The sequence below is a fragment of the Micromonospora sp. WMMD980 genome (genome assembly GCF_029626035.1).
Taxonomy (GTDB): domain Bacteria; phylum Actinomycetota; class Actinomycetes; order Mycobacteriales; family Micromonosporaceae; genus Micromonospora.
Window position 1 is genome coordinate 6,658,522 of record NZ_JARUBE010000003.1, and the last position, 19,339, is coordinate 6,677,860.

General features: G+C 73.9%; 17 protein-coding genes and 1 pseudogene. 14 read left to right on the forward strand and 4 right to left on the reverse strand.

Annotated features, from left to right (window positions below; genetic code table 11):
* Positions 1-54 precede the first annotated feature (54 nt).
* From O7618_RS31530 to O7618_RS31555, 6 genes are all read left to right on the forward strand, one after another.
* Positions 55-579, forward strand: a complete 525-nt coding sequence (locus O7618_RS31530) for a PadR family transcriptional regulator (protein WP_278109769.1) — start codon at positions 55-57, stop codon at positions 577-579.
* Positions 576-1,256 carry an ABC transporter ATP-binding protein gene (locus O7618_RS31535; protein WP_278109770.1) on the forward strand — a complete coding sequence of 227 codons (681 nt, stop codon included), beginning with the start codon at positions 576-578 and terminating at the stop codon, positions 1,254-1,256. Before O7618_RS31530 ends, O7618_RS31535 begins: the two co-directional genes overlap by 4 nt.
* Positions 1,253-2,485 carry an FtsX-like permease family protein gene (locus O7618_RS31540; protein ID WP_278109771.1) on the forward strand — a complete coding sequence of 411 codons (1,233 nt, stop codon included), beginning with the start codon at positions 1,253-1,255 and terminating at the stop codon, positions 2,483-2,485. Before O7618_RS31535 ends, O7618_RS31540 begins: the two co-directional genes overlap by 4 nt.
* Positions 2,485-3,408 carry an FtsX-like permease family protein gene (locus tag O7618_RS31545; RefSeq protein WP_347405435.1) on the forward strand — a complete coding sequence of 308 codons (924 nt, stop codon included), beginning with the start codon at positions 2,485-2,487 and terminating at the stop codon, positions 3,406-3,408. The genes O7618_RS31540 and O7618_RS31545 overlap by 1 nt, the downstream gene beginning before the upstream one ends.
* A gap of 112 nt (positions 3,409-3,520) precedes the next feature.
* Entirely contained in the window at positions 3,521-5,515 is a 1,995-nt protein-coding gene (locus O7618_RS31550) for a protein meaA (RefSeq protein WP_278109773.1), read from the forward strand.
* A gap of 137 nt (positions 5,516-5,652) precedes the next feature.
* Positions 5,653-5,949 (forward strand): DUF1540 domain-containing protein, encoded by a 297-nt coding sequence (locus tag O7618_RS31555; RefSeq protein WP_278109774.1) that lies wholly within the window; start codon positions 5,653-5,655, stop codon positions 5,947-5,949.
* Between the two features lie 54 nt (positions 5,950-6,003).
* Here the strand turns inward: O7618_RS31555 and O7618_RS31560 are convergent, their stop codons facing one another.
* On the reverse strand, positions 6,004-6,621 hold the full coding sequence (locus O7618_RS31560; RefSeq protein WP_278109775.1) for a DUF4126 domain-containing protein: 618 nt from the start codon (positions 6,619-6,621) through the stop codon (positions 6,004-6,006).
* 71 nt (positions 6,622-6,692) lie between these two features.
* Here O7618_RS31560 and nucS point away from each other — a divergent pair, with 71 nt between their 5' ends.
* Entirely contained in the window at positions 6,693-7,352 is a 660-nt protein-coding gene (gene nucS / locus O7618_RS31565) for an endonuclease NucS (RefSeq protein ID WP_278109776.1), read from the forward strand.
* Here the strand turns inward: nucS and O7618_RS31570 are convergent.
* Positions 7,349-8,852 (reverse strand): annotated as a pseudogene (locus O7618_RS31570) (aldehyde dehydrogenase family protein). The gene nucS and the pseudogene O7618_RS31570 sit on opposite strands and share 4 nt — an antisense overlap.
* Before the next feature lie 241 nt (positions 8,853-9,093).
* Between O7618_RS31570 and O7618_RS31575 the strand changes: the two are divergent.
* The 7 genes from O7618_RS31575 (at position 9,094) to O7618_RS31605 (ending at position 15,566) form a co-directional block, all read left to right on the forward strand.
* Positions 9,094-9,540, forward strand: a complete 447-nt coding sequence (locus O7618_RS31575) for an FHA domain-containing protein (protein WP_278109777.1) — start codon at positions 9,094-9,096, stop codon at positions 9,538-9,540.
* 109 nt (positions 9,541-9,649) lie between these two features.
* On the forward strand, positions 9,650-10,714 hold the full coding sequence (locus O7618_RS31580) for an alpha/beta hydrolase (RefSeq protein WP_278109778.1): 1,065 nt from the start codon (positions 9,650-9,652) through the stop codon (positions 10,712-10,714).
* Positions 10,715-10,837: 123 nt separating this feature from the next.
* The gene (locus O7618_RS31585) at positions 10,838-12,628 is read left to right on the forward strand and encodes a 3-hydroxybutyryl-CoA dehydrogenase (protein ID WP_278109779.1); all 1,791 of its coding nucleotides are present in this window, start codon (positions 10,838-10,840) and stop codon (positions 12,626-12,628) included.
* A 41-nt stretch (positions 12,629-12,669) separates the two neighbouring features.
* Positions 12,670-13,164 carry a SigE family RNA polymerase sigma factor gene (locus O7618_RS31590; protein WP_278109780.1) on the forward strand — a complete coding sequence of 165 codons (495 nt, stop codon included), beginning with the start codon at positions 12,670-12,672 and terminating at the stop codon, positions 13,162-13,164.
* Entirely contained in the window at positions 13,161-14,243 is a 1,083-nt protein-coding gene (locus O7618_RS31595) for a hypothetical protein (protein ID WP_278109781.1), read from the forward strand. Before O7618_RS31590 ends, O7618_RS31595 begins: the two co-directional genes overlap by 4 nt.
* Before the next feature lie 114 nt (positions 14,244-14,357).
* Entirely contained in the window at positions 14,358-14,690 is a 333-nt protein-coding gene (locus tag O7618_RS31600) for a hypothetical protein (protein WP_278109782.1), read from the forward strand.
* A 66-nt stretch (positions 14,691-14,756) separates the two neighbouring features.
* Positions 14,757-15,566: an alpha/beta hydrolase gene (locus O7618_RS31605; RefSeq protein WP_278109783.1), complete on the forward strand. Its 810-nt coding sequence runs from the start codon at positions 14,757-14,759 to the stop codon at positions 15,564-15,566.
* 4 nt (positions 15,567-15,570) lie between these two features.
* On the opposite strand, the gene O7618_RS31610 is transcribed toward O7618_RS31605, so the two are convergent.
* Both O7618_RS31610 and O7618_RS31615 read right to left on the reverse strand, forming a co-directional pair.
* Positions 15,571-16,665 carry an AI-2E family transporter gene (locus tag O7618_RS31610; RefSeq protein WP_278110224.1) on the reverse strand — a complete coding sequence of 365 codons (1,095 nt, stop codon included), beginning with the start codon at positions 16,663-16,665 and terminating at the stop codon, positions 15,571-15,573.
* 650 nt (positions 16,666-17,315) lie between these two features.
* Positions 17,316-19,307, reverse strand: coding sequence for a hypothetical protein (locus O7618_RS31615; protein ID WP_278109785.1), 1,992 nt, complete (start codon positions 19,305-19,307; stop codon positions 17,316-17,318).
* Positions 19,308-19,339 lie beyond the last annotated feature (32 nt).

Consider the following 19,339-nt stretch of genomic DNA (forward strand, 5'->3'; position numbering starts at 1 on the left):
CGATCCCGGGGTTATCTATATACGTGAGGTATACACCCGGTGTAGTCTGCCTGCATGACGGTTCCCCTGACCCTGCTCGGCCTGCTCGAACGCGAACCGAGCCACGGCTACGACCTGAAGCGTGACTACGACACCTTCTTCGGGCGCGGCAAGCCGCTGCCCTACGGGCAGGTCTACTCGACGCTCAGCCGGCTGGCCCGCGACGGCAAGGTGGTGGTCAGCGACGTCGAGCCCGGCGCCGGCCCCGACCGCAAGCGCTACGTCATCACCGACCGGGGCGCCACCGAGGTGGAGCACTGGCTGACCGAGCCGGTCGAGCCGGAACCACACCTGCAGACCGTGCTGTTCGCCAAGGTCGTGCTCGCCCTGATGCTGGGCCGCCCGGCCGAGGACTACCTGGACACCCAGCGCGCCGCCCACCTGCGCCGGATGCGGGAGCTGACCGAGGTCAAGCGGTCCGGCGGGCTGGTCGACGTGATGCTCGCCGACCACGGCCTCTACCACCTGGAGGCCGACCTGCGCTGGATCGAGATGGCCGGCGCCCGACTGGACGCGCTACGGAAGGCGGTACGGCGATGACCGTGACGATCGAGGCCCGGGACGTGACGTTCTCGTTCGGTGACACCCCGGCCCTGCGCGGCGCGAGCCTCACCGTCGGGGCCGGTGAGATCGTCGCCGTGATGGGCCCCAGCGGCTCCGGCAAGTCGACGCTGCTGCACTGCCTGGCCGGCATCCTGGTGCCCGACTCCGGCGAGGTCCGCTTCGGCGACGTGCGCCTCGACGCGCTCGGCGAGGCGGAGCGCAGCGCGCTGCGCCGCGACCGCTTCGGGTTCGTCTTCCAGTTCGGCCAGCTCGTCCCGGAACTCACCGCGGCGGAGAACGTCGCGCTGCCGCTGCTGCTCGGCGGCGTCCGGCGCGCCCCGGCGCTGCGGTCCGCCCGCGCCTGGTTCGAGCGGCTCGGGCTGGGCGGCCTGGAGCACCGCCGCTCCGGGGAACTCTCCGGCGGGCAGGCCCAGCGGGTGGCGCTGGCCCGGGGCCTGGTCGCCCGGCCGCAGGTGCTCTTCGCCGACGAGCCGACCGGCGCGCTCGACTCGCTCACCGGCGAGGAGGTGATGGACCTGCTCGTCGACACCGCCCGGGAGCAGGGCACCACCGTCGTCCTGGTCACCCACGAACCGCGCGTCGCCGCGTACGCCGACCGGGAGGTCGTGGTGCGCGACGGCCGGGTCAACGCGCCGGCCGGGGTCGCCTCGTGATCGCGCTCGCGCTCCGCCTGGCCGTCGCGGGCGGCCGGGAGGCGCTGGTCCGGCTGGCCGCCGTCGCCGCGGCCGTCGCGATCGGCACCGGGCTGCTGCTCACCACCGTGGCCGGCGTGCACGCCACGAACGCCCAGCTCGGCCGGTACGCCGCGATGTATCCGCAGGAGACGCCGGGCGGCGCGGCCGACCCGCTGCTCTGGTCGACCCGGTTCGACTACTTCCACGGCGCGCAGATCCAGCGCGTGGACGTCGCCGCCACCGGGCCGTCCGCGCCCACCCCGGTCGGCGTGCCCCGGGTGCCCGGCCCCGGCGAGTGGTACGCCTCCCCGGCGCTGCGGAAGCTGCTCGCCACCACCCCGGCCGACCAGCTCGGCGACCGCTATCCCGGCCGCGACCTCGGCGCCGTCGGCCCGGCCGGGCTCACCTCGCCGGAGAGCCTCCTCATCCTGGTCGGCGGGACGCCGGAGCAGGTGGGCGCGCTGGACCGGGTCCGGAAGGTCACCCGGGTGGCCGGCAACGAGGCGCCGCTGCCGGAGACCGCGATCGACCTGATCCTCGGCGTGGTGGTCGGCGGGCTGCTCTTTCCCGTGCTCATCTTCATCGGCACCGCGACCCGACTCGGCGCCGCCCGGCGGGAGCAACGCTTCGCCTCGATGCGCCTGGTCGGGGCCACCCCACGGCAGATCTCGGTGGTCGCGGCCGTGGAGGCCGCGCTCGCGGCGACGGTCGGGGCCGCGGTCGGCTTCGCGCTGTTCCTCGCGTTCCGCGGGCAGTTGGCCGAGATCCCGTTCACCGGCATGCCGTACTTCCCCGGCGACCTCGCGCTCGGGGTGCCGGACGTGTTGGTGGTGGCGCTCGGGGTGCCGGCGGGCGCGGCGGTCGCGGCCCGGGTCGCGTTGCGCCGGGTGCGGATCTCCCCGCTCGGCGTCACCCGGCGGGTGACGCCGCGCCCGCCGCGGGCGTACCGGTTGATCCCGCTCGTGCTCGGTCTCGCCGGGCTGGGCCTCGGCCTGCTCTACCGGCCCGTCACCGGCGACGGCCAGACCGCGCTCTTCCTGTCCGCCCTGCTGCTGGTGATGACCGGGCTGGTCACCGGCGGACCCTGGCTGACCATGGTCGGCGCGCGGGCGATGGCCGCCCGCGCCGGGCGGCCGGCCACGCTGATCGCCGCCCGCCGGCTCGCCGACACCCCCCGGCCGCCGGCTTCCGGGCGGTCAGCGGCGTGATGCTCGCGTTGTTCGTCACCACCGTGGCGGTCGGCATCATGGGCACGATCGCCGCCGAGCGCGGTCCCGCCCCCCGGGGCTCGCTGGAAGCCGGCCGGCTGTCCTTCTGGCTGGGGGAGGACGCGCAGGTGCCCGCCACGCTGCCGGCCGACCTGGCCGCGGTCCCCGGCGTGCGCAACCTCGTGGTCATCCGGGAGAACCCGGTGCAGGGCGCGGGTCACGACTACGGCGTGATCGCCTGCGTCGACATCCCGGCCGCATACGGGCGGTGCGCCGACGGGGCGGCCGTCGCCGAGGTGTCGGAGGGCCTGATCCCGTGGCGGGGGTCCGCCTCGGCGGACCGGGTCTGGCCCGCCTCCGAGGTCGACCCGGCGGCGCTCCCGCGGCTGCCGGCGGGTTCGCTGGCGGTCGACGCGGACGGCCCGGCCGCGATCGAGCGGGCCCGGACGATCATGGAAACCGCGTTCCCCGCCCACGCGGTGGCACCGACCGTGCCGGGCGACTTCGAGTCCGACTTCGCGAACACCATGCGCGGCTGGCAGCGGCTGGCCGACGTGGTGGTGGTGTTCAGCCTCGCGCTCGCCGGGTGCAGCCTGGCGGTGGCCGTGGCGGCCGGCCTCAGCGAGCGGAAGCGGCCGTTCAGCCTGCTGCGGCTCAGCGGCGCGCCGGTGCGGCTGCTGCGCCGGGTGGTGGCGCTGGAGAGCGCCGTGCCGATGCTGACCGTCGCCGCGGTCGCGGTCGGGATGGGCCTGGTGGCCGCGCACCTGTTCCTGCGCGCGCAGATGCACTACGACCTGCGGCTGCCCGGGGTCGGGTTCGCCGCCGTGGTGGCCGTCGGGCTGCTCGGCTGTCTCGCCGTCATCGCCGCCACGCTGCCGCTGCTGGAACGCGTCACCGGCCCGCAGACCGCCCGCAGCGAGTGACCCGCCAGGTGGGCCGGCCACACCCGAAGCCCCGGCCGGCCCACCGGCACAGCCATCCAACTGTGTGGTTTTGCACAGCCTCTTTTACTGAACGGTAACTTAGACTCCGGCCATGGACGACGCGATGCCGGGACGCCTGCCGGAGCGGGACCGCCCGTGGGTGATGCGCACGTACGCCGGGCACTCCTCCGCCGCGGCCTCCAACGCGCTCTACCGCCGCAACCTGGCCAAGGGGCAGACCGGGCTGTCGGTCGCGTTCGACCTGCCCACCCAGACCGGGTACGACCCCGACCACGAGCTGGCCGCCGGCGAGGTGGGCCGGGTCGGCGTGCCGGTGGCGCACCTCGGCGACATGCGCGCGCTCGTCGACGGCATCCCGCTGGCCGAGATGAACACCTCGATGACCATCAACGCGCCGGCCATGTGGATGCTCGCGCTCTACGGCACCGCCGCCGTCGAGCAGGGCGCCGAGCTGCGCCGCTGCGCCGGCACCACGCAGAACGACATCATCAAGGAGTACCTGTCCCGGGGGACCTACATCTTCCCGCCGACCGCGTCGCTGCGGCTGACCGCCGACGTGGTCGCGTACACGCTGCGGGAGATGCCGCGGTGGAACCCGGTCAACATCTGCTCGTACCACCTCCAGGAGGCCGGCGCCACGCCGGTGCAGGAGGTCGGCTTCGCGCTCGCCACCGCCGTCGCCGTGCTGGACGCCGTGCGTGACTCCGGCCAGGTGCCGGCCGAGCGGATGGGCGACGTGGTCCAGCGGATCTCGTTCTTCGTCAACGCCGGAGTGCGGTTCGTCGAGGAGATCGCCAAGATGCGCGCGTTCGGCGCGCTCTGGGACGAGATCACCCGCGACCGCTACGGCGTGACCGAGGCGAAGCAGCGCCGGTTCCGCTACGGCGTGCAGGTCAACTCGCTGGGCCTGACCGAGGCGCAGCCGGAGAACAACATCCAGCGGATCGTGCTGGAGATGCTCGGCGTCACGCTCTCCCGGGACGCCCGGGCCCGGGCCGTGCAGCTGCCCGCCTGGAACGAGGCGCTCGGCCTGCCCCGCCCGTGGGACCAGCAGTGGTCGCTGCGCATGCAGCAGGTGCTGGCGTACGAGTCGGACCTGCTCGAATACCCCGACCTGTTCGAGGGCTCGCACGTGATGACCGCGCTGGTCGACGACATCGTCGCCGGGGCCCGGGCGGAGCTGGAGAAGGTCCTGGACATGGGCGGCGTGGTGACCGCCGTGGAGTCCGGCTACCTCAAGAGCGCGCTGGTGGCCTCGCTGGCCGAGCGGCGCCGGCGGATGGAGTCCGGCGCCGACGTGGTGATCGGCGTCAACCGGTTCACCGAGACCGAGCCGTCCCCGCTGACCGCGGCCGGCGCCGAGGCGATCGAGCAGGTGGACCCGTCGGTCGAGGCGGCCGCCGCGGTCGGCGTACGCGAGTGGCGGGCCGGACGGGACGCGGCGGCCGTGGACGCCGCGCTGGAGCGCCTGCGCGCGGACGCCGCGACCACGACGAACCTGATGCCGGCGACGCTCGCCTGCGTGGCCGCCGGGGTGACCACCGGGGAGTGGGCGGGCGCGCTGCGCCAGGTCTTCGGTGAGTACCGGGCGCCCACCGGGCTGTCCGGGGCGGCCGGGGCCGGCGGCGACGCCAGCCTCGCCGCGGTGCGGGAGCGGGTCGCCGCGACCGCCCGGGAGCTGGGCAGCGGCCGGTTGCGGCTGCTGGTCGGCAAGCCGGGGCTGGACGGGCACTCCAACGGCGCCGAGCAGATCGCGGTCCGTGCCCGCGACGCCGGCTTCGAGGTGATCTACCAGGGCATCCGGCTGACCGCCGGGCAGATCGTCGCCGCCGCCGTGGAGGAGGACGTCGACCTGGTCGGGCTCTCCGTGCTCTCCGGCTCGCACCTGGCCGCGGTGCCGGCGGTGCTGGACGGGCTGCGCGCCGCCGGGCGGGGCGACCTGCCGGTGGTGGTGGGCGGGATCATTCCGCCGCGCGACGCCGAGGAACTGCGGGCCGCCGGGGTGGCCCGGGTGTTCACGCCGAAGGACTTCGCGCTCACCGGCATCATCGACGAGCTGGTCACCGTCATCCGCGAGCGGATGTAAGGCGGGGCCCCCTGTTAACGCATCCGGTAGAGGCGGGGCCCCTTGTTAACACCGCCTCGCGGTGTTGGGCGAGATCCGGCCCGGTGCCGCCCGGAAAAGCCTAAGGTCGGGGCAAGACACCACGGAAGGGCGGAAACATGACCGCGTCGTTGGAAATGCCCCGGGTCCAGGAGTGCGCCGTCCGGTCCTGCGCCTACAACCACACGAACGACTGCCACGCATTCGCCATCACGATCGGCAGCAGCGACCACGCGCACTGCCACACCTACGTGGACATGCCGGTGCGCGGTGGCATCGCGCAGTTGACCGCCCAGGTGGGCGCCTGCTCACGCTCCGACTGCCAGCACAACTCCGACCTGGAGTGCCACGCACCGGCCATCACCGTCGGCCCGGACATGGACCTGGCCGACTGCATGACCTACCGCAGCCGCTGAGCGGTCCCCGGCAACGGGTAAGCGGCGGGTGACGCGGGCCGGGCGCGGCCCCGGTCAGACGCGGAAGCCGGCCGCCCGGGCGGCCGCGCGTTCCCGGCGGCGTTCCCCGCGTCGGCGGAACAACCAGGCGACGAACGCCACCAGGCCGACCGCGAACACCAGCACCAGCACCGGCAGCAGGATCGCCACCACCGACATGACCACGCTGGTGGCGTCCTCGGCGGTGCTCGCCACCGGCGCGCCGAAGCCGGCCGTGGTCGCGTTGATGACCGGCCGCGCGGCGGCCTTGAGCAGGTGCACGCCGAGCGCGATGAGCACGCCGACCACCACCGGCACCCACTGGTGGGTGGAGAAGAACGTGTCCGGGTCGCTGACCGTCACCGTCTCCGAGCCGGACCCGGCGCCGAACGCCAGACCGCCGGCGGTCGGCCGGACCACGGTCTGCACCATGTCGTTGACGTGGTCGACCACCGGCACCTTGTCGGCCACCACCTCGACCGCCAGCAGCACGGCGAGGATCAGCAGGACCCAGCCGTTGCCCAGCCACTGCCAGCCGCTCGGCAGCTCGATCAGGTTGGTGTAGCGGGCCAGCAGGCCCATCAGCATCAGTGGGATGTAGGCGTTGAGGCCCGCCGAGGCGGCGAGACCGGAACCGGTGAGGACTTCGAGCACGATCTCAATATGGCACCGGTGCGCCAGTGGCGCTCGTCGGCGCCGGCCGGGGGCTCGGCTACCCTCGTCGGGTGCGGTTGGTCATTGCGAAGTGCTCGGTGGACTATGTCGGACGGCTCTCGGCTCACCTGCCGCCGGCCACCCGGCTGCTCATGGTCAAGGCGGACGGCTCGGTGTCGATCCACGCGGACGACCGGGCCTACAAGCCGTTGAACTGGATGAGCCCGCCGTGCCGGCTGGAGGAGGCGCCCGGCGTGTGGCGGGTGGTCAACAAGGCGGGCGAGGAGCTGCGCATCACCCTGGAGGAGATCTTCCAGGACACCTCCTACGAGCTGGGGGTCGACCCCGGCCTGCGCAAGGACGGCGTCGAGGCGCACCTGCAGGAGTTGCTCGCCGCCAACCCGGGGACGCTGGGCGAGGGCTACACGCTGGTCCGCCGGGAGTACATGACCGCGATCGGCCCGGTCGACCTGCTCTGCCGGGACGCCGACGCCGGCGCGGTCGCGGTCGAGGTGAAGCGGCGCGGCGAGATCGACGGGGTGGAGCAGCTCACCCGCTATCTGGAGCTGATGAACCGCGACCCGCTGCTCGCGCCGGTCACCGGCGTCTTCGCCGCGCAGGAGATCAAGCCGCAGGCGCGCGTGCTCGCCACCGACCGGGGCATCCGGTGCGTGGTGGTCGACTACGACAAGCTGCGCGGCATCGAGCGCGACGAGCTGACGCTGTTCTAGCGCTTCCGGCCGTACATCAGCTTCGCCACCTTCACCAGCCGGGCGACATCGGCCGGGGTGCGCTCGAACGTCATGGCCGGCAGCAGTGACCGCGCGCGACGGCGGGTGACCGCCTTGGGGCGGCCGAACTCGCGCAGCCCGTCCTCGCCGTGGATCCGGCCGAAGCCGGAGTCGCCGGTGCCGCCGAACGGCAGCGTCGACATGCCGGCGAAGGTCAGCGCCGAGTTGACCGAGGCCATTCCGGAGCGCAGCCGCCGCGCCACGGCCACCGCCCGCGTCCGGCCGAAGACCGAACCCCCGAGGCCGTACGGCAGCGCGTTGGCGCGCTCCACGGCCTCGTCGACGTCGCGGACCCGGCTGACGGTGAGCGTCGGGCCGAACGTCTCCTCGCGGACGGCCGCCGAGTCCTCCGGTACGTCGACCAGCACGGTCGGATGCACGTACGGCGGCCGGACCGCCTCCGGACCGCCGAGCACCGCCCGGCCGCCCCGGGCCACCGCGTCGTCGATGTGCCGGCGGATGACGTCGATCTGGGACGGCATGGTGATCGGGCCGAGGTCGGCGCCCTCGGCGCCCACGGTCAGCCGGCCGGCCTTCGCCACCACCTTGTCGACGAACGCGTCGAAGACCTGGTCGACCGCGTAGACCCGTTCGATGCCGATGCAGGTCTGGCCGGCGTTGGTCAGGCCGCCCCACACCGCCGCCTCGGCCGCGGCGTCCAGGTCGGCGTCCGAGTCGACGATCATCGCGTCCTTGCCGCCGGCCTCCAGCAGCACCGGGGTGAGCGTCTCGGCGCAGGCCGCCATGACCTTCTTGGCGGTGGCGGTCGAGCCGGTGAAGGCCACCTTCGCCACCCCGGAGCGGCACAGCGCCGCGCCGACGTCGCCCAGCCCGTGCACCGCCTGGAACACCGGCTGCTCCGGCACCACCTCGGCGAACCGGTCGACCAGCCACTGGCCCACCGCCGGGGTGTACTCGCTGGGCTTGAACACGACCGCGTTGCCGGCGGCCAGCGCGTAGGCGGCGGAGCCGATCGGGGTGAAGACCGGATAGTTCCACGGCCCGATCACGCCGACCACGCCGTAGGGCTGGTATTCCAGGTGACCGGTGAACTCGGCGAGGATCAGCCGGGAGCGGACCCGCCGGGGGCCGAGCACCCGGCCGGCGTTGCGCGCGGCCCAGTCGACGTGCTCCAGCGCGGTGAGGATCTCGACCACGGCGTCGCCGACCGGCTTGCCGCCCTCGGTGTGCATCAGGTCGGCCAGCTCCTCGATGCGCCGGGCGAGCACGCCGCGCCAGCGCTGGAGCCGGTCCCGCCGGCCGGTGAAGCCGAGCCCGGCCCACCAGTCGGCGGCGGCGCCGGCCCCGCTCGACGGCGGTACGCACGTCGGCCTCGGTCGCCACCGGCAACCGGCCGGCCTCCTCGCCGGTCGCCGGGTTGGTCGACACCAGCCGGCCGTCGGAGATGAGCGGGGTCCCGGGGACATGCACGGCGGTCATGACCGCAGTCTAGACCCGAATATTACTCACCGGTAGGTGTCGCGGGGCCCGCACGCTGCCCGTACCGATCACCGTCGCATCGACACCAGTTAATGGCCGATCGCGCCCTTCCCGGCCGTCCGAACGGCGAACGGGAGATGACCACCCGGGGTCGCGGGGGTGACCGCGCGGCGGTGGGAGTCACTACGGTGAGGTGGCAGGCTAACGCCGCGGGGCGATGTGGGGTGGAGGTCGACTGTCCATGGAGGAGCATCCTGAGCTGATGCCGTTGCTGACGGTGTCGGGTGGGGCGATGCGCGGGCTCAGTTTCCGGGTCGGGCGGGGCGTGCAGGTGATCGGCCGGGCGCCGACCGCCGACGTCGTGCTCGCCGACCCGCACCTGAGTCGCCGACACGCCAGCGTCCAGGCCACCGGTGAGGGGGTGCTGCTCACCGATCTCGGCTCCACCAACGGCACCTGGCTCAACGACCGGCGGATCACCGGCAGCGTGCCGATCTCCGACGGCGACGTGGTCCGACTCGGCCGCACCGACCTGCGCCTCTACGACCCGGGCGTGGCCCGCACCGATCCGGTCGGGATGAGCTTCGGCCAGCCCCGCCGCGACCAGCGGCCCACCCTCCCGCTGCCCGTGCCGGCGCAACGGCAGCCGATCGAGGCACGTGAGGCCCAGCCGGTCGACGCCGGCTGACCTGCCCGCGCCCACCGCCCCCGGAGCGGTTGTCGACCACAGGTGCTGGCCGCCCGCCGTGGGCGCCGGCCACATGGCAACCGGCCGGGTGGTGTGCCAGCATGCCCGGATGCGGAGCGCGCGGCAGACGGTCCAGGCCAACGGCATCACCCAGGCGGTCCGGGTGGCCGGCCCCTCCGACGGCGTGCCGGTGCTGCTGGTGCACGGCAACGTCTCGTCGGCGGCCTTCTGGGAACCGCTGCTGCCCCGGCTGCCCGAGACGCTCCGGGTCGTCGCCCCCGACCTGCGCGGCTACGGCGAGACCGACACCGCCCCGGTCGACGCCACCCGAGGGCTCGGTGACGTCGCCGACGACGTGGCCGCCCTGCTCGACGTCCCCGGGCTGTTCGCGCCCGGCGCCCGACCGGTCGTGGTCGGGCACTCGCTGGGCGGCGGGGTGGTGATGCGGCTGCTGGTCGACCACCCGGAGCGGGTGTCCGGGCTGCTGCTGGCGGCGCCCGTCTCGCCGTACGGCTTCGGCGGCACCCGCGGCCTCGACGGCACCCCCACCACGCCCGACTACGCCGGCACCGGGGCGGGCGGCGCGAACCCCGACTTCGTGGCCCGGCTCGCCGCCGGTGACCGGGGCGCCGACGGCCCGACCAGCCCGCGCAACGTGCTGCGCGCCGCCTACGTGGCCGACCCGGCGTCGCTCGGCGAGCACGAGGACCTGCTGCTGGAGAGCATGCTGACCACCGCCACCGGGGACGACAACTACCCCGGCACCGCGGTCGGCTCGGCCCACTGGCCGGGCACCGCCGCCGGGCGCCGCGGCGTGCTCAACGCGCTGGCCCCGGCCCACTTCCGGCTCGCCGACGAGCTGGTCGCCGTACCGGTCAAGCCGCCCGTGACCTGGGTGCGCGGCGACGCGGACGTGATCGTCTCGGACACCTCGCTGTTCGACCTGGCGTACCTCGGTCAGCTCGGGATCGTGCCCGGCTGGCCCGGCGCGGACGCGTGCCCGCCGCAGCCGATGGTCGGCCAGACCCGCGCGGTGCTGGACCGGTACGCGGCGGCCGGCGGCGCCTACCGGGAGGTGGCGCTGCCGGGCTGCGGGCACAGCCCGCACCTGGAGCGGCCGACCGAGTTCGTGGCCGAGCTGCTGGCGCTCGCCGGGGTGGCCGCGCCCGCCTGAGGCGGGGGTGCGTGAAATATCCCACGGCGTCTCGACAACGCAGCGTCACGTGGCAGACTCCGGCGCATAACCTTAGCGGCCGTTCAAGTCGGCAACGGCGGAGTCAACCGAGGGAGGCCGGTCGTGGCGCGCGAGTTCACCAGGGTTGGTGTGGTGGGTCTGGGCACCATGGGTGCCGGCATCGTCGAGGTGTTCGCCCGCAACGGTCTCGACGTGACCGCCGTGGAGATCTCCGACGCGGCGCTGGAGCGCGGCCGGACCACGCTGACCGGCTCCACCGACCGCGCCGTGGCCAAGGGCAAGCTCGCCGAGGGCGACCGGGACGCGCTGATGTCGCGGGTCGACTTCCGGGTCGGGCTGGACGCCCTGCACGACGTGGACCTGGTGATCGAGGCGGTGCCCGAGCACCTGGACCTGAAGCAGCGGATCTTCGCCGAGCTGGACCGGGTCTGCACGCCCGACGCCATCCTGGCCACCAACACGTCGTCGCTGAGCGTCACCGAGATCTCCGTCGCGACCACCCGGCCCAACCAGGTCATCGGCATCCACTTCTTCAACCCGGCCCCGGTGATGAAGCTGGTCGAGGTGGTCCGCACGGTGGTCACCTCGGCCGAGGTGGTGGCCGACGTGGAGGCGCTCTGCGAGCGGCTCGGCAAGGTCGACGTGACCATCAGCGACCGGGCCGGCTTCATCGCCAACGCGCTGCTCTTCGGCTACCTGAACCACGCCGTCGGCATGTTCGAGGCCCGCTACGCCACCCGCGAGGACATCGACGCCGCCATGAAGCTCGGCTGCGGCCTGCCCATGGGCCCGCTGGCGCTGATGGACCTGATCGGCCTGGACACCGCCTACGAGATCCTCGACACCATGTACCGGCGCGGCGGCCGGGACCGCCGGCACGCCCCGGCCCCGCTGCTCAAGCAGATGGTCACCGCCGGACTGCTCGGCCGGAAGTCCGGCCGGGGCTTCTACACGTACGAGCGGCCGGGCTCGCCCAAGGTCGTCGCCGACGAGCACACGCCGGTCGCCGCGGAGGTCGCGCTCGCCGACGGTGCGCGCGTGGTCGCGAAAGTCGGTGTGGTCGGGTCCGGCACCATGGCCACCGGCATCATCGAGGTCTTCGCCAAGGCCGGCTACGAGGTCGTCTCGGTGACCCGGGGCGCGGAGAAGTCCGCCAAGGTCTGCGAGGCGGTCAAGACCTCGCTCAACAAGGGCGTGGTCCGGGGCAAGCTCGCCGAGACCGACCGGGACGCCGCGATGGGCCGGATCACCTGGTCCGCCACGCTGGAGCACCTCGCCGACGTCGACCTGGTGGTCGAGGCCGTGGTCGAGGAGTTGAGCGTCAAGAAGGCGCTGTTCGCCAGCCTGGACGAGATCTGCAAGCCGGGCGTGGTGCTCGCCACCACCACCTCGTCGCTGCCGGTGATCGACGTGGCGATGGCCACCCAGCGGCCCGCCGACGTGGTCGGCCTGCACTTCTTCAACCCGGCGCCGATCATGCCGCTGGTGGAGGTGGTCCGGACCATCCGCACCTCCGCCGAGACGTCGGCGACCGCCCGCGCGGTCTGCGCCGCGGTGGGCAAGACCGGCGTGGTCTGCGGCGACCGGTCCGGTTTCATCGTCAACGCGCTGCTCTTCCCGTACCTGAACGACGCGGTGAAGATGCTGGAGGCCAGCTACTCCACCGCCGACGACATCGACTACGCGATGAAGCTCGGCTGCGGCTACCCGATGGGCCCGTTCGAGCTGCTCGACGTGGTCGGCCTGGACGTCTCGCTGGCGATCCAGCGGGAGCTGTACCTGGAACTGCGCGAGCCCGGCTTCGCCCCGGCGCCGCTGCTGGAGCACCTGGTCACCGCCGGCTACCTGGGCCGCAAGGCCGGCCGGGGCTTCCGCGACCACACCAACCGCTGAGCGGGGTCAACAACCCGCGCCGGTGACGGCGTCGTGAGGGTGTGACCTTCGAGGAGTACGTCGGCAGCCGGGGCCCGGCCCTGTTACGCCTGGCCCGGCTGCTGACCGGCGACGCGCACCGCGCCGAGGACCTGACCCAGGACGTGCTGGCCCGCGCGTACGTGCACTGGCGGCGGATCGCCCGCGCCGACCGGCCCGATGTCTACGTGCGCCGGATGCTGGTCAACGCCAACAACTCCTGGTGGCGGCGGCGCTCCAGCCGCGAGCTGGCGGTCGACACGTTCGCCGAACGGCCCCAGCGGGGCGACCTCGACGGCGAGGCGGCCGACCGGGACGAGATGTGGCGGCTGATCCGTGCCCTGCCGGACCGCCAGCGTGCCGTGCTCGTGCTGCGCTACTACGAGGATCTGGACGACCACACCATCGCCCAGATCCTCGACTGCTCCCCGGTCACCGTCCGCACCCACGCGATGCGGGCGCTCGCCCACCTCCGGGAGCGCTGCGGCGTCCCGACGACCAAGGGGAGCCGGCCGTGACCGACCTCGACCAGCGGATCGCCTCGGTGCTGCGGGAGCGCGCCGACGGGGAGATCGACGCCCGCCGCCTGCTGCGGGGCTCGCGCGCGCTCGGCCGGCGCCGGCAGGTACGCCGCCGGGCCACCGCCGGGACCGCGCTCGCCCTGGTCGGCGTGCTCGGCTTCGTCGGCGTGGTCCGGGTGGACGTGGGCGGGCTGGCCGGGCGGATGCCCTGGACCGCCACCACGCCGGCGGTGTCGCCGCCCCCGGTTCCGCCGCTCGCCGACGGGGTGCCCGGGGGGAGCGATCGCCCCGACCTGGTCGGCACCGATCCGCAGGTGCTGCACGTGAGCCTGGACAGCAGCCGGGCCCGCTATCTGGGCTGGTCCGTCTACGGATCCCACCAGATCGAGTCGATCCGGTTCAGGGTCGGCGGCGGACAACCGGTCCTGCTCGAGGTGAGCCGGGATGCCAAGGCGCTCGACGACACCCCGATCGACGGCTTCCCGGTACAGGCGGTCACCGGGCGGCTGACCTTCGACGGTGGCGTGCTGCGCGTCGCCGGCACCACCGACGGCCTGGTCAAGTCCTGGCAGCCCGTCCCCGGTCTCTACGCCCGAGCGGCCATGCTCGGCGGCGATCCGGCCGCCCTGAACCTGGCCGCCGGCCTGGTGCGCTGGGACGAAGCCCGGCGGTGCGCCGCGCCGGTACGGTTGACCACGCTTCCCGCGAACGCGGCGGTGACGGGTTGCTCGGTGGACGTGACCGGCTTCCCGAGGGGCCTCACGGCCCAGCTCACGGTCTCCCGGGCACCCTCCTCGACCATGTGGACGCGGCTGGTCTACGGGGCGATGATGGCGGACGACACGGGCCGGAGCAGCAACCGCGACCTGGGCGGTCGTCCCGGCTACCGCTATCCGGACGGCACGCGACTGGAGTTGCTCGGCATACCCAAGGGGCGGTTGACGGTCGACTTCGCCTGGCCCTACCCGGACGGCCGGCCCGCGGGCCACGTGGACTTCACCGAGGCCGAAGCGGCGACCGTGCTGGCCGGGGCACAGGTGGCGAAAGACCTGCCCCGCCCACAGACCTGGCCCTGACCGGCCACCACGCGCGAGATCCTGGTACGGAACAGCCCGCCGAGGGGTGCGCCCGCACCAAGATCGCTCGGATCCGGGTCACCGGCGGCGGGCCGGGGAGTGGCCGTACGCTTGGTGACCGTGAGTCCCCGTCGCAATCGGCCCCGCCGGGAAGAAGGCCCCAGCCTGGACGCCGAACGAGCCCGGCACGGCGTGCCGACCGTGCAGCAGTGGCGCGACGGCGACTGGCAGGTCCGCGCGATCAGCGGCGGCGCGTCCGCCAAGACGTACCGGTGTCCCGGCTGTGACCAGGAGATCCGGCCGGGCGTGCCGCATCTGGTGGCCTGGCCGGCCGACGACCGGGGTGACCTCACCGACCGCCGGCACTGGCACAGCGGTTGCTGGCGGGCCCGGGAGCGCCGCGCCCCCAACCTCCAGCGCGGTCGCGGCGCACCTCGGCACGGCTGAGCGATCTGGATCACCCGGTTCCCGCCCCGGCGGGCGGCCGGGCCGACGACGCGGGACACTGGCAGGGTGAGCACTGCGATTCGCGCGTCGTCGATCCTGCCCGGCCGGCGGGAGGACATCGAGCTGCACACCGCCGACGGCCTGACGCTCGTCGGCGAGCTGGCCCGGCCGCTGGACCGCGCGCCGGTCGGCACGCTGATCTGCCTGCACCCGCTGCCCACCCACGGCGGAATGATGGACAGCCACGTGTTCCGCAAGGCGGCCTGGCGACTGCCCGCGCTGGCCGACCTGGCCGTGCTCCGGTTCAACACCCGGGGCACCAGCAGCGTCCGGGGCACCAGCGAGGGGGCGTTCGACAACGCCGTCGGCGAGCGGTTCGACGTGGCCGCCGCGATCGAGTACGCCGAGTTCCACGAACTGCCGAACATCTGGCTGGTGGGCTGGTCGTTCGGCACCGACCTGGTGCTCAAGCACGGCTGCGACCCGGCGGTGGCCGGCGCGATCCTGCTCTCCCCGCCGCTGCGCTTCTCCGCCCCGGAGGACCTGACGGTCTGGGCCTCCTCGGGCCGACCGCTCACCGCCCTGGTGCCGGAGTTCGACGACTACCTGCGCCCCGAGGAGGCTCGGCGGCGGTTCGCCGCGATTCCGCAGGCCGAGGTGGTCGGCGTGGACGGCGCCAAGCACCTCTGGGTCGGCGACGCGGAGCGGGTGCTCGACGAGGTCGTCCGGCGGGTCGCCCCGGCCGTGCCGCTGCCGCTGCCGACGACCTGGGACGGCCCGATGGAGACCGGCGACGTCAGCTCCTACGCCGACCGCACGGTGGCCGCGTTCGCCGACACTCCGGTCCCCGGCCCGGCCCAGCGCAGCGCCGAGTAGCGCCTCAGCGCGCGTCCTGCCGGGGCAGCACCACCTCGCGCAGGATCAACTGCAGGGCGGCCACCGTCGGGATGGCGATCAGCGCGCCCACCACGCCCAGCAGGGACACCCCGAGCAGCGCCGCGAGCAACGCGGCCACCTCGTTGACCGACACCGCCCGTCGCATGATCTTCGGGTAGAGCAGGTAGTTCTCCACCTGCTGGTAGACCACGAAGAACACCAGGCAGGCGATGCCCACCGGCAGGTCGGTGGCGAGGCCGACCAGGGTCACCACCACCGCGCCCAGGGTCGCGCCGATCTGCGGGATCAGGTCGGTCACCGCCACCACCACGGCCAGGGCGAACGGGTACGGCAGGCCGACCACCATCGCGAACACGAACGTGCTCACCCCGGCCAGCACCGCGATGGCCAGCGCGCCGACCATGTACGCGCCGACCCGGGTGAGGATCTCGTCGCCGATCAGCCGCACCCGCTCCCGGCGCGAGCGGGGCACCAGCGCGTACCCGAGGCTGCGCAGCTTGTCGAAGTAGGCCAGGAAGTAGATCGTCAGCACCAGCACGGTCAGCACCCGGAAGATCGTGCCGAAGATCAGTTGCGCCCCGCCGAGCACGCCGCCGAGCGCCCGGCCGATCGTGTCGGCGTTCGCCGCCGACCGGACCCGCTCCATGACGTCGTAGCGGACCACCAGGTCGTTGACCGTGGGGTTGCGGCGCAGGTCCTCGACGTAGCCGGGTAGCTGCTGGACGAACTGCCCGGACTGGGTCACCACCGGGGGCACCAGCGCGAGCAGCCCACCCACGATCAAGAGCACCACGGTCAGCGTCACCACCGCCACGGCCAACCCGTGCGGCACTCCCCAGCCGCGCAACCGGACCACCGCCGGGTGCAGGCCGACCGCCAGGAAGAGCGCGATCACCACCAGGACCAGGATGCCGGCCGCGTTGCGGACGCCCAGGAAGACGGCGTACGCCAGCAGCACGCCGAGCGCGCCGGTGAAACCGACCAGGAAACTGTTGCGCCGCAGCGGCCGCCCCGGCACGCCGAAGCGCCCCGACGGCTCGAACTCGCCCGGCTCGAACTCGCTCGCCTCGACCTTCACGCTCCCGCTGCCGACCCGGGTGGTCCCGAAGCCGGCGGGCCCGCTCGTCGACCCGGCTCCGGCCCCGGTGTGGGTGACCGATGCGCCGGTGTCGGACGTGGACGTGTCGGACGTGTCGGGGCGGGCGTTCCCGGTCGGGTCGGCCGGCCGGCCCGGCGCGGCGCGGGTGGCGGGCCTGCCATCGGAGCCCGGCCGTTGGGTGAGGGCGGTGTCGGGGCCTGGTTGTCGGGTGGGGGTGTCGGCCGTGGTGTCGGGGCCTGGTTGTCGGGTGGGGGGATCCGTCATGGTGTCGGGGTCCGGGGGTCGGGCGGGGGTGCCGGCTGGCGCGGCGGCTTCGGCCGGCTGTGCCGCCGGCGCTTGTCGCGGATCGTCGGGTTCGGGGCGCAACGCCTCGAACGGGTCGTCGTCCGGGGCGGCGGATCCCTCCTGCGACACCCGTGCCTCCCCGGCTCCCCGCTGCTCCGACGGGCCCGTCGGAGCAGCGCCGCGACGGACCGCGCCTGCTGGTGCGACCCTCTGCCCGCAGGTTAGCCGTCGCCGTGCGCGGCGACCATCCCTCCACCACACCGATCGACACCAGCTCGGGGCGGTGGTGCGGTCCCGGCGCGCGGGACACCGCCGTTTCGCTGAGCTGGTTTGGATCTTGTCGGTCAGTCCTTGTCGACGGTGACCGTGCTGGGCTTGGCGCTGCGCTCGTCGGTGGTGGGCTTGGTCGGGCGTTTGCCGTTTTCACCGGTGCTGGTGATCTTCGTGGGGGTGGCGCCCCGGCCGCCCTCGCCCGGCACGGCGGCCACTGTGGGTTCCCCGTCGACGCCCGCCCCGTTGACGGAGTCCATGGTGGTCACCGGCTCGCCCACCGGCTTCGCCGGCCCACCCTCGGCCGGCTCGCCGGTGGCCCGGCTCTCGCCCTTCTCCGGCCCGGCGCCGTTGACCCCCGGCGAGCCACCGCCCACCGGAACGGACTCACGCGACGTCCCGCCGGCCGCGGAGGCCAGGTCGGCGGGGTCGACCGGGGTGGCCGCGATGCCGGCCGAGTCGGCGTCCCGGCGCAGCGTCGTGAGCCGGCTCTCCAGGTCGTCGGACTCCTGCCGGGACCGCCACGTCTCGGTACGCAGGTCGGCCAGCTCCTGCTGCGCCTTGGCGATCTCCAGCATCACCTGGGCGAGCTGCTGCCGGCCGGCGGCCACCTCCTGCTGGGTGGCGGCGAGGTGCTGCTGGGTGGTGGCCAGGTGCTGCTGGGTGGTGGCCGCGTACTCCTCGAACTGGCGACGCGAGGCCGCGACGTGCTCGTCGGCCTTGCGGCGCTGCTCCGTGGCGCCCGCCTCGGCCCGGCGCAGCAGCTCGGCTGCCTCCAGCTCGGCCTGCTGCCGCATGGTGAGCGCGTCTTCCTCGGCGGCCTGCCGGATGCTCGCGGCGTTCCGCTCGATCTCGTCGCGCCGGGTCGTGTACGCCTGCTCCAGCTCCTCGTGCCGGGCGGTGTGCTGCTTGTCCAGCTCGTCGCGGCGCTTGGCGAACTCCTGCTCGGCGGCGGCCCGGCGCTGGGCCAGCTCCTTCTCCGCCTTCTCCCGCTGCCCGGCCACCTCCTGCTCCACCCCGGCCCGCCAGGCGCCCAGCTCCTGCTGGGTCTGGGCGCGGGACTTCTGCACGTACGCCTCGGTCTCGGTGCGCATGCGCTGCACGTACGCCTCGACCTCGGCGCGGTTGCGCTTGCCGGCCTCGGCCGCCTCGGTGGTGAGCCGGTTCGCCTCGGTGCGGGCCCGGCCGCGGGTCGCCTTCGCGGCCTCCTCCGCGTCGTCCACGATCTTCTTGGCCTCGGCCAGCGCCTTGGCGTGGGTGGCCCGACCGGCCTCGGCGGCCGCGTCGGTGAGCCGCTTGGCCTCCTGCTGGCCCTTGGCGTGCACCTCCTTGGCCGCCTCGCGCAGCTGGTTGGCCTCCTGCTGGGCCTTGGCCAGCGCCTCCTTGGCCGACTCGCGCAGCCGCGCGGCCTCCTGCTGGGCCCGGGAGTGGATCTCCTTGGCGGTGTCCCGTAGCTGGGTGGCCTCCTGCTGGGCCTTGGCCAGCGCGTCCTGGGCGGTCCGGCGCAGCTTCTCGGCCTCGTCCTGGGCGGCCGTCCGCAGCTTCGCGGACTCGTCCTTGGCGGCCTTCAGGGTGGCCTCCGCCTCGGCCTTGCGGGTGGCGGTGTGCCGCTCCTCCTCGGCCCGGCGCGCGGCGAGCGCGATCTCGAAGTCCTTGAGGGCCTGCGCGGCCTGCTCCCGGGCCTCCTCGACGATGTGCTCGGCGGCGGCCCGGCGGGCCTCGATCTCCTCGTTGGCGGCGGCGAGGATGTCGTCGGCCTGCTCCTCGGCCATGGTGAGGATCTGCTCGACCCGGGGACCGAGGTGCCGGAACGAGGCGCGGTCGACCACACCCACCGGCTTGCGTGCCTGGGCGAGGTCGCGCTGCAACACCTCGACCTGGCCGGCCAGCTTGTGGATCTGGGTGTAGGCCTGTTCCCGCTCGGTGGTCAGCGCCGCGATCTCGTGCTCCGCGCGGGCGACGTAACGGTCGACCTGTCGTTTCTCATATCCCCGCAGCGCGGACTCGAAGCTGGGTTCCGTGGTCACGTCCCCGCCGAGCGCGAACAGTTCCTCGCCGTGCGACATGCCCCCATCCTCACACGCATCCGGCTCTGTGG

Bases quoted from the DNA above. Each gene is read 5' to 3' on its own strand.
- O7618_RS31550 (WP_278109773.1), top strand. From the start codon at position 3,521: ATGGACGACGCGATGCCGGGACGCCTGCCGGAGCGGGACCGCCCGTGG.
- O7618_RS31555 (WP_278109774.1), top strand. From the start codon at position 5,653: ATGACCGCGTCGTTGGAAATGCCCCGGGTCCAGGAGTGCGCCGTCCGG.
- O7618_RS31545 (WP_347405435.1), top strand. From the start codon at position 2,485: ATGCTCGCGTTGTTCGTCACCACCGTGGCGGTCGGCATCATGGGCACG.
- O7618_RS31535 (WP_278109770.1), top strand. From the start codon at position 576: ATGACCGTGACGATCGAGGCCCGGGACGTGACGTTCTCGTTCGGTGAC.
- O7618_RS31615 (WP_278109785.1), bottom strand. From the start codon at position 19,307: ATGTCGCACGGCGAGGAACTGTTCGCGCTCGGCGGGGACGTGACCACG.
- O7618_RS31530 (WP_278109769.1), top strand. From the start codon at position 55: ATGACGGTTCCCCTGACCCTGCTCGGCCTGCTCGAACGCGAACCGAGC.
- O7618_RS31575 (WP_278109777.1), top strand. From the start codon at position 9,094: ATGGAGGAGCATCCTGAGCTGATGCCGTTGCTGACGGTGTCGGGTGGG.
- O7618_RS31580 (WP_278109778.1), top strand. From the start codon at position 9,650: ATGCGGAGCGCGCGGCAGACGGTCCAGGCCAACGGCATCACCCAGGCG.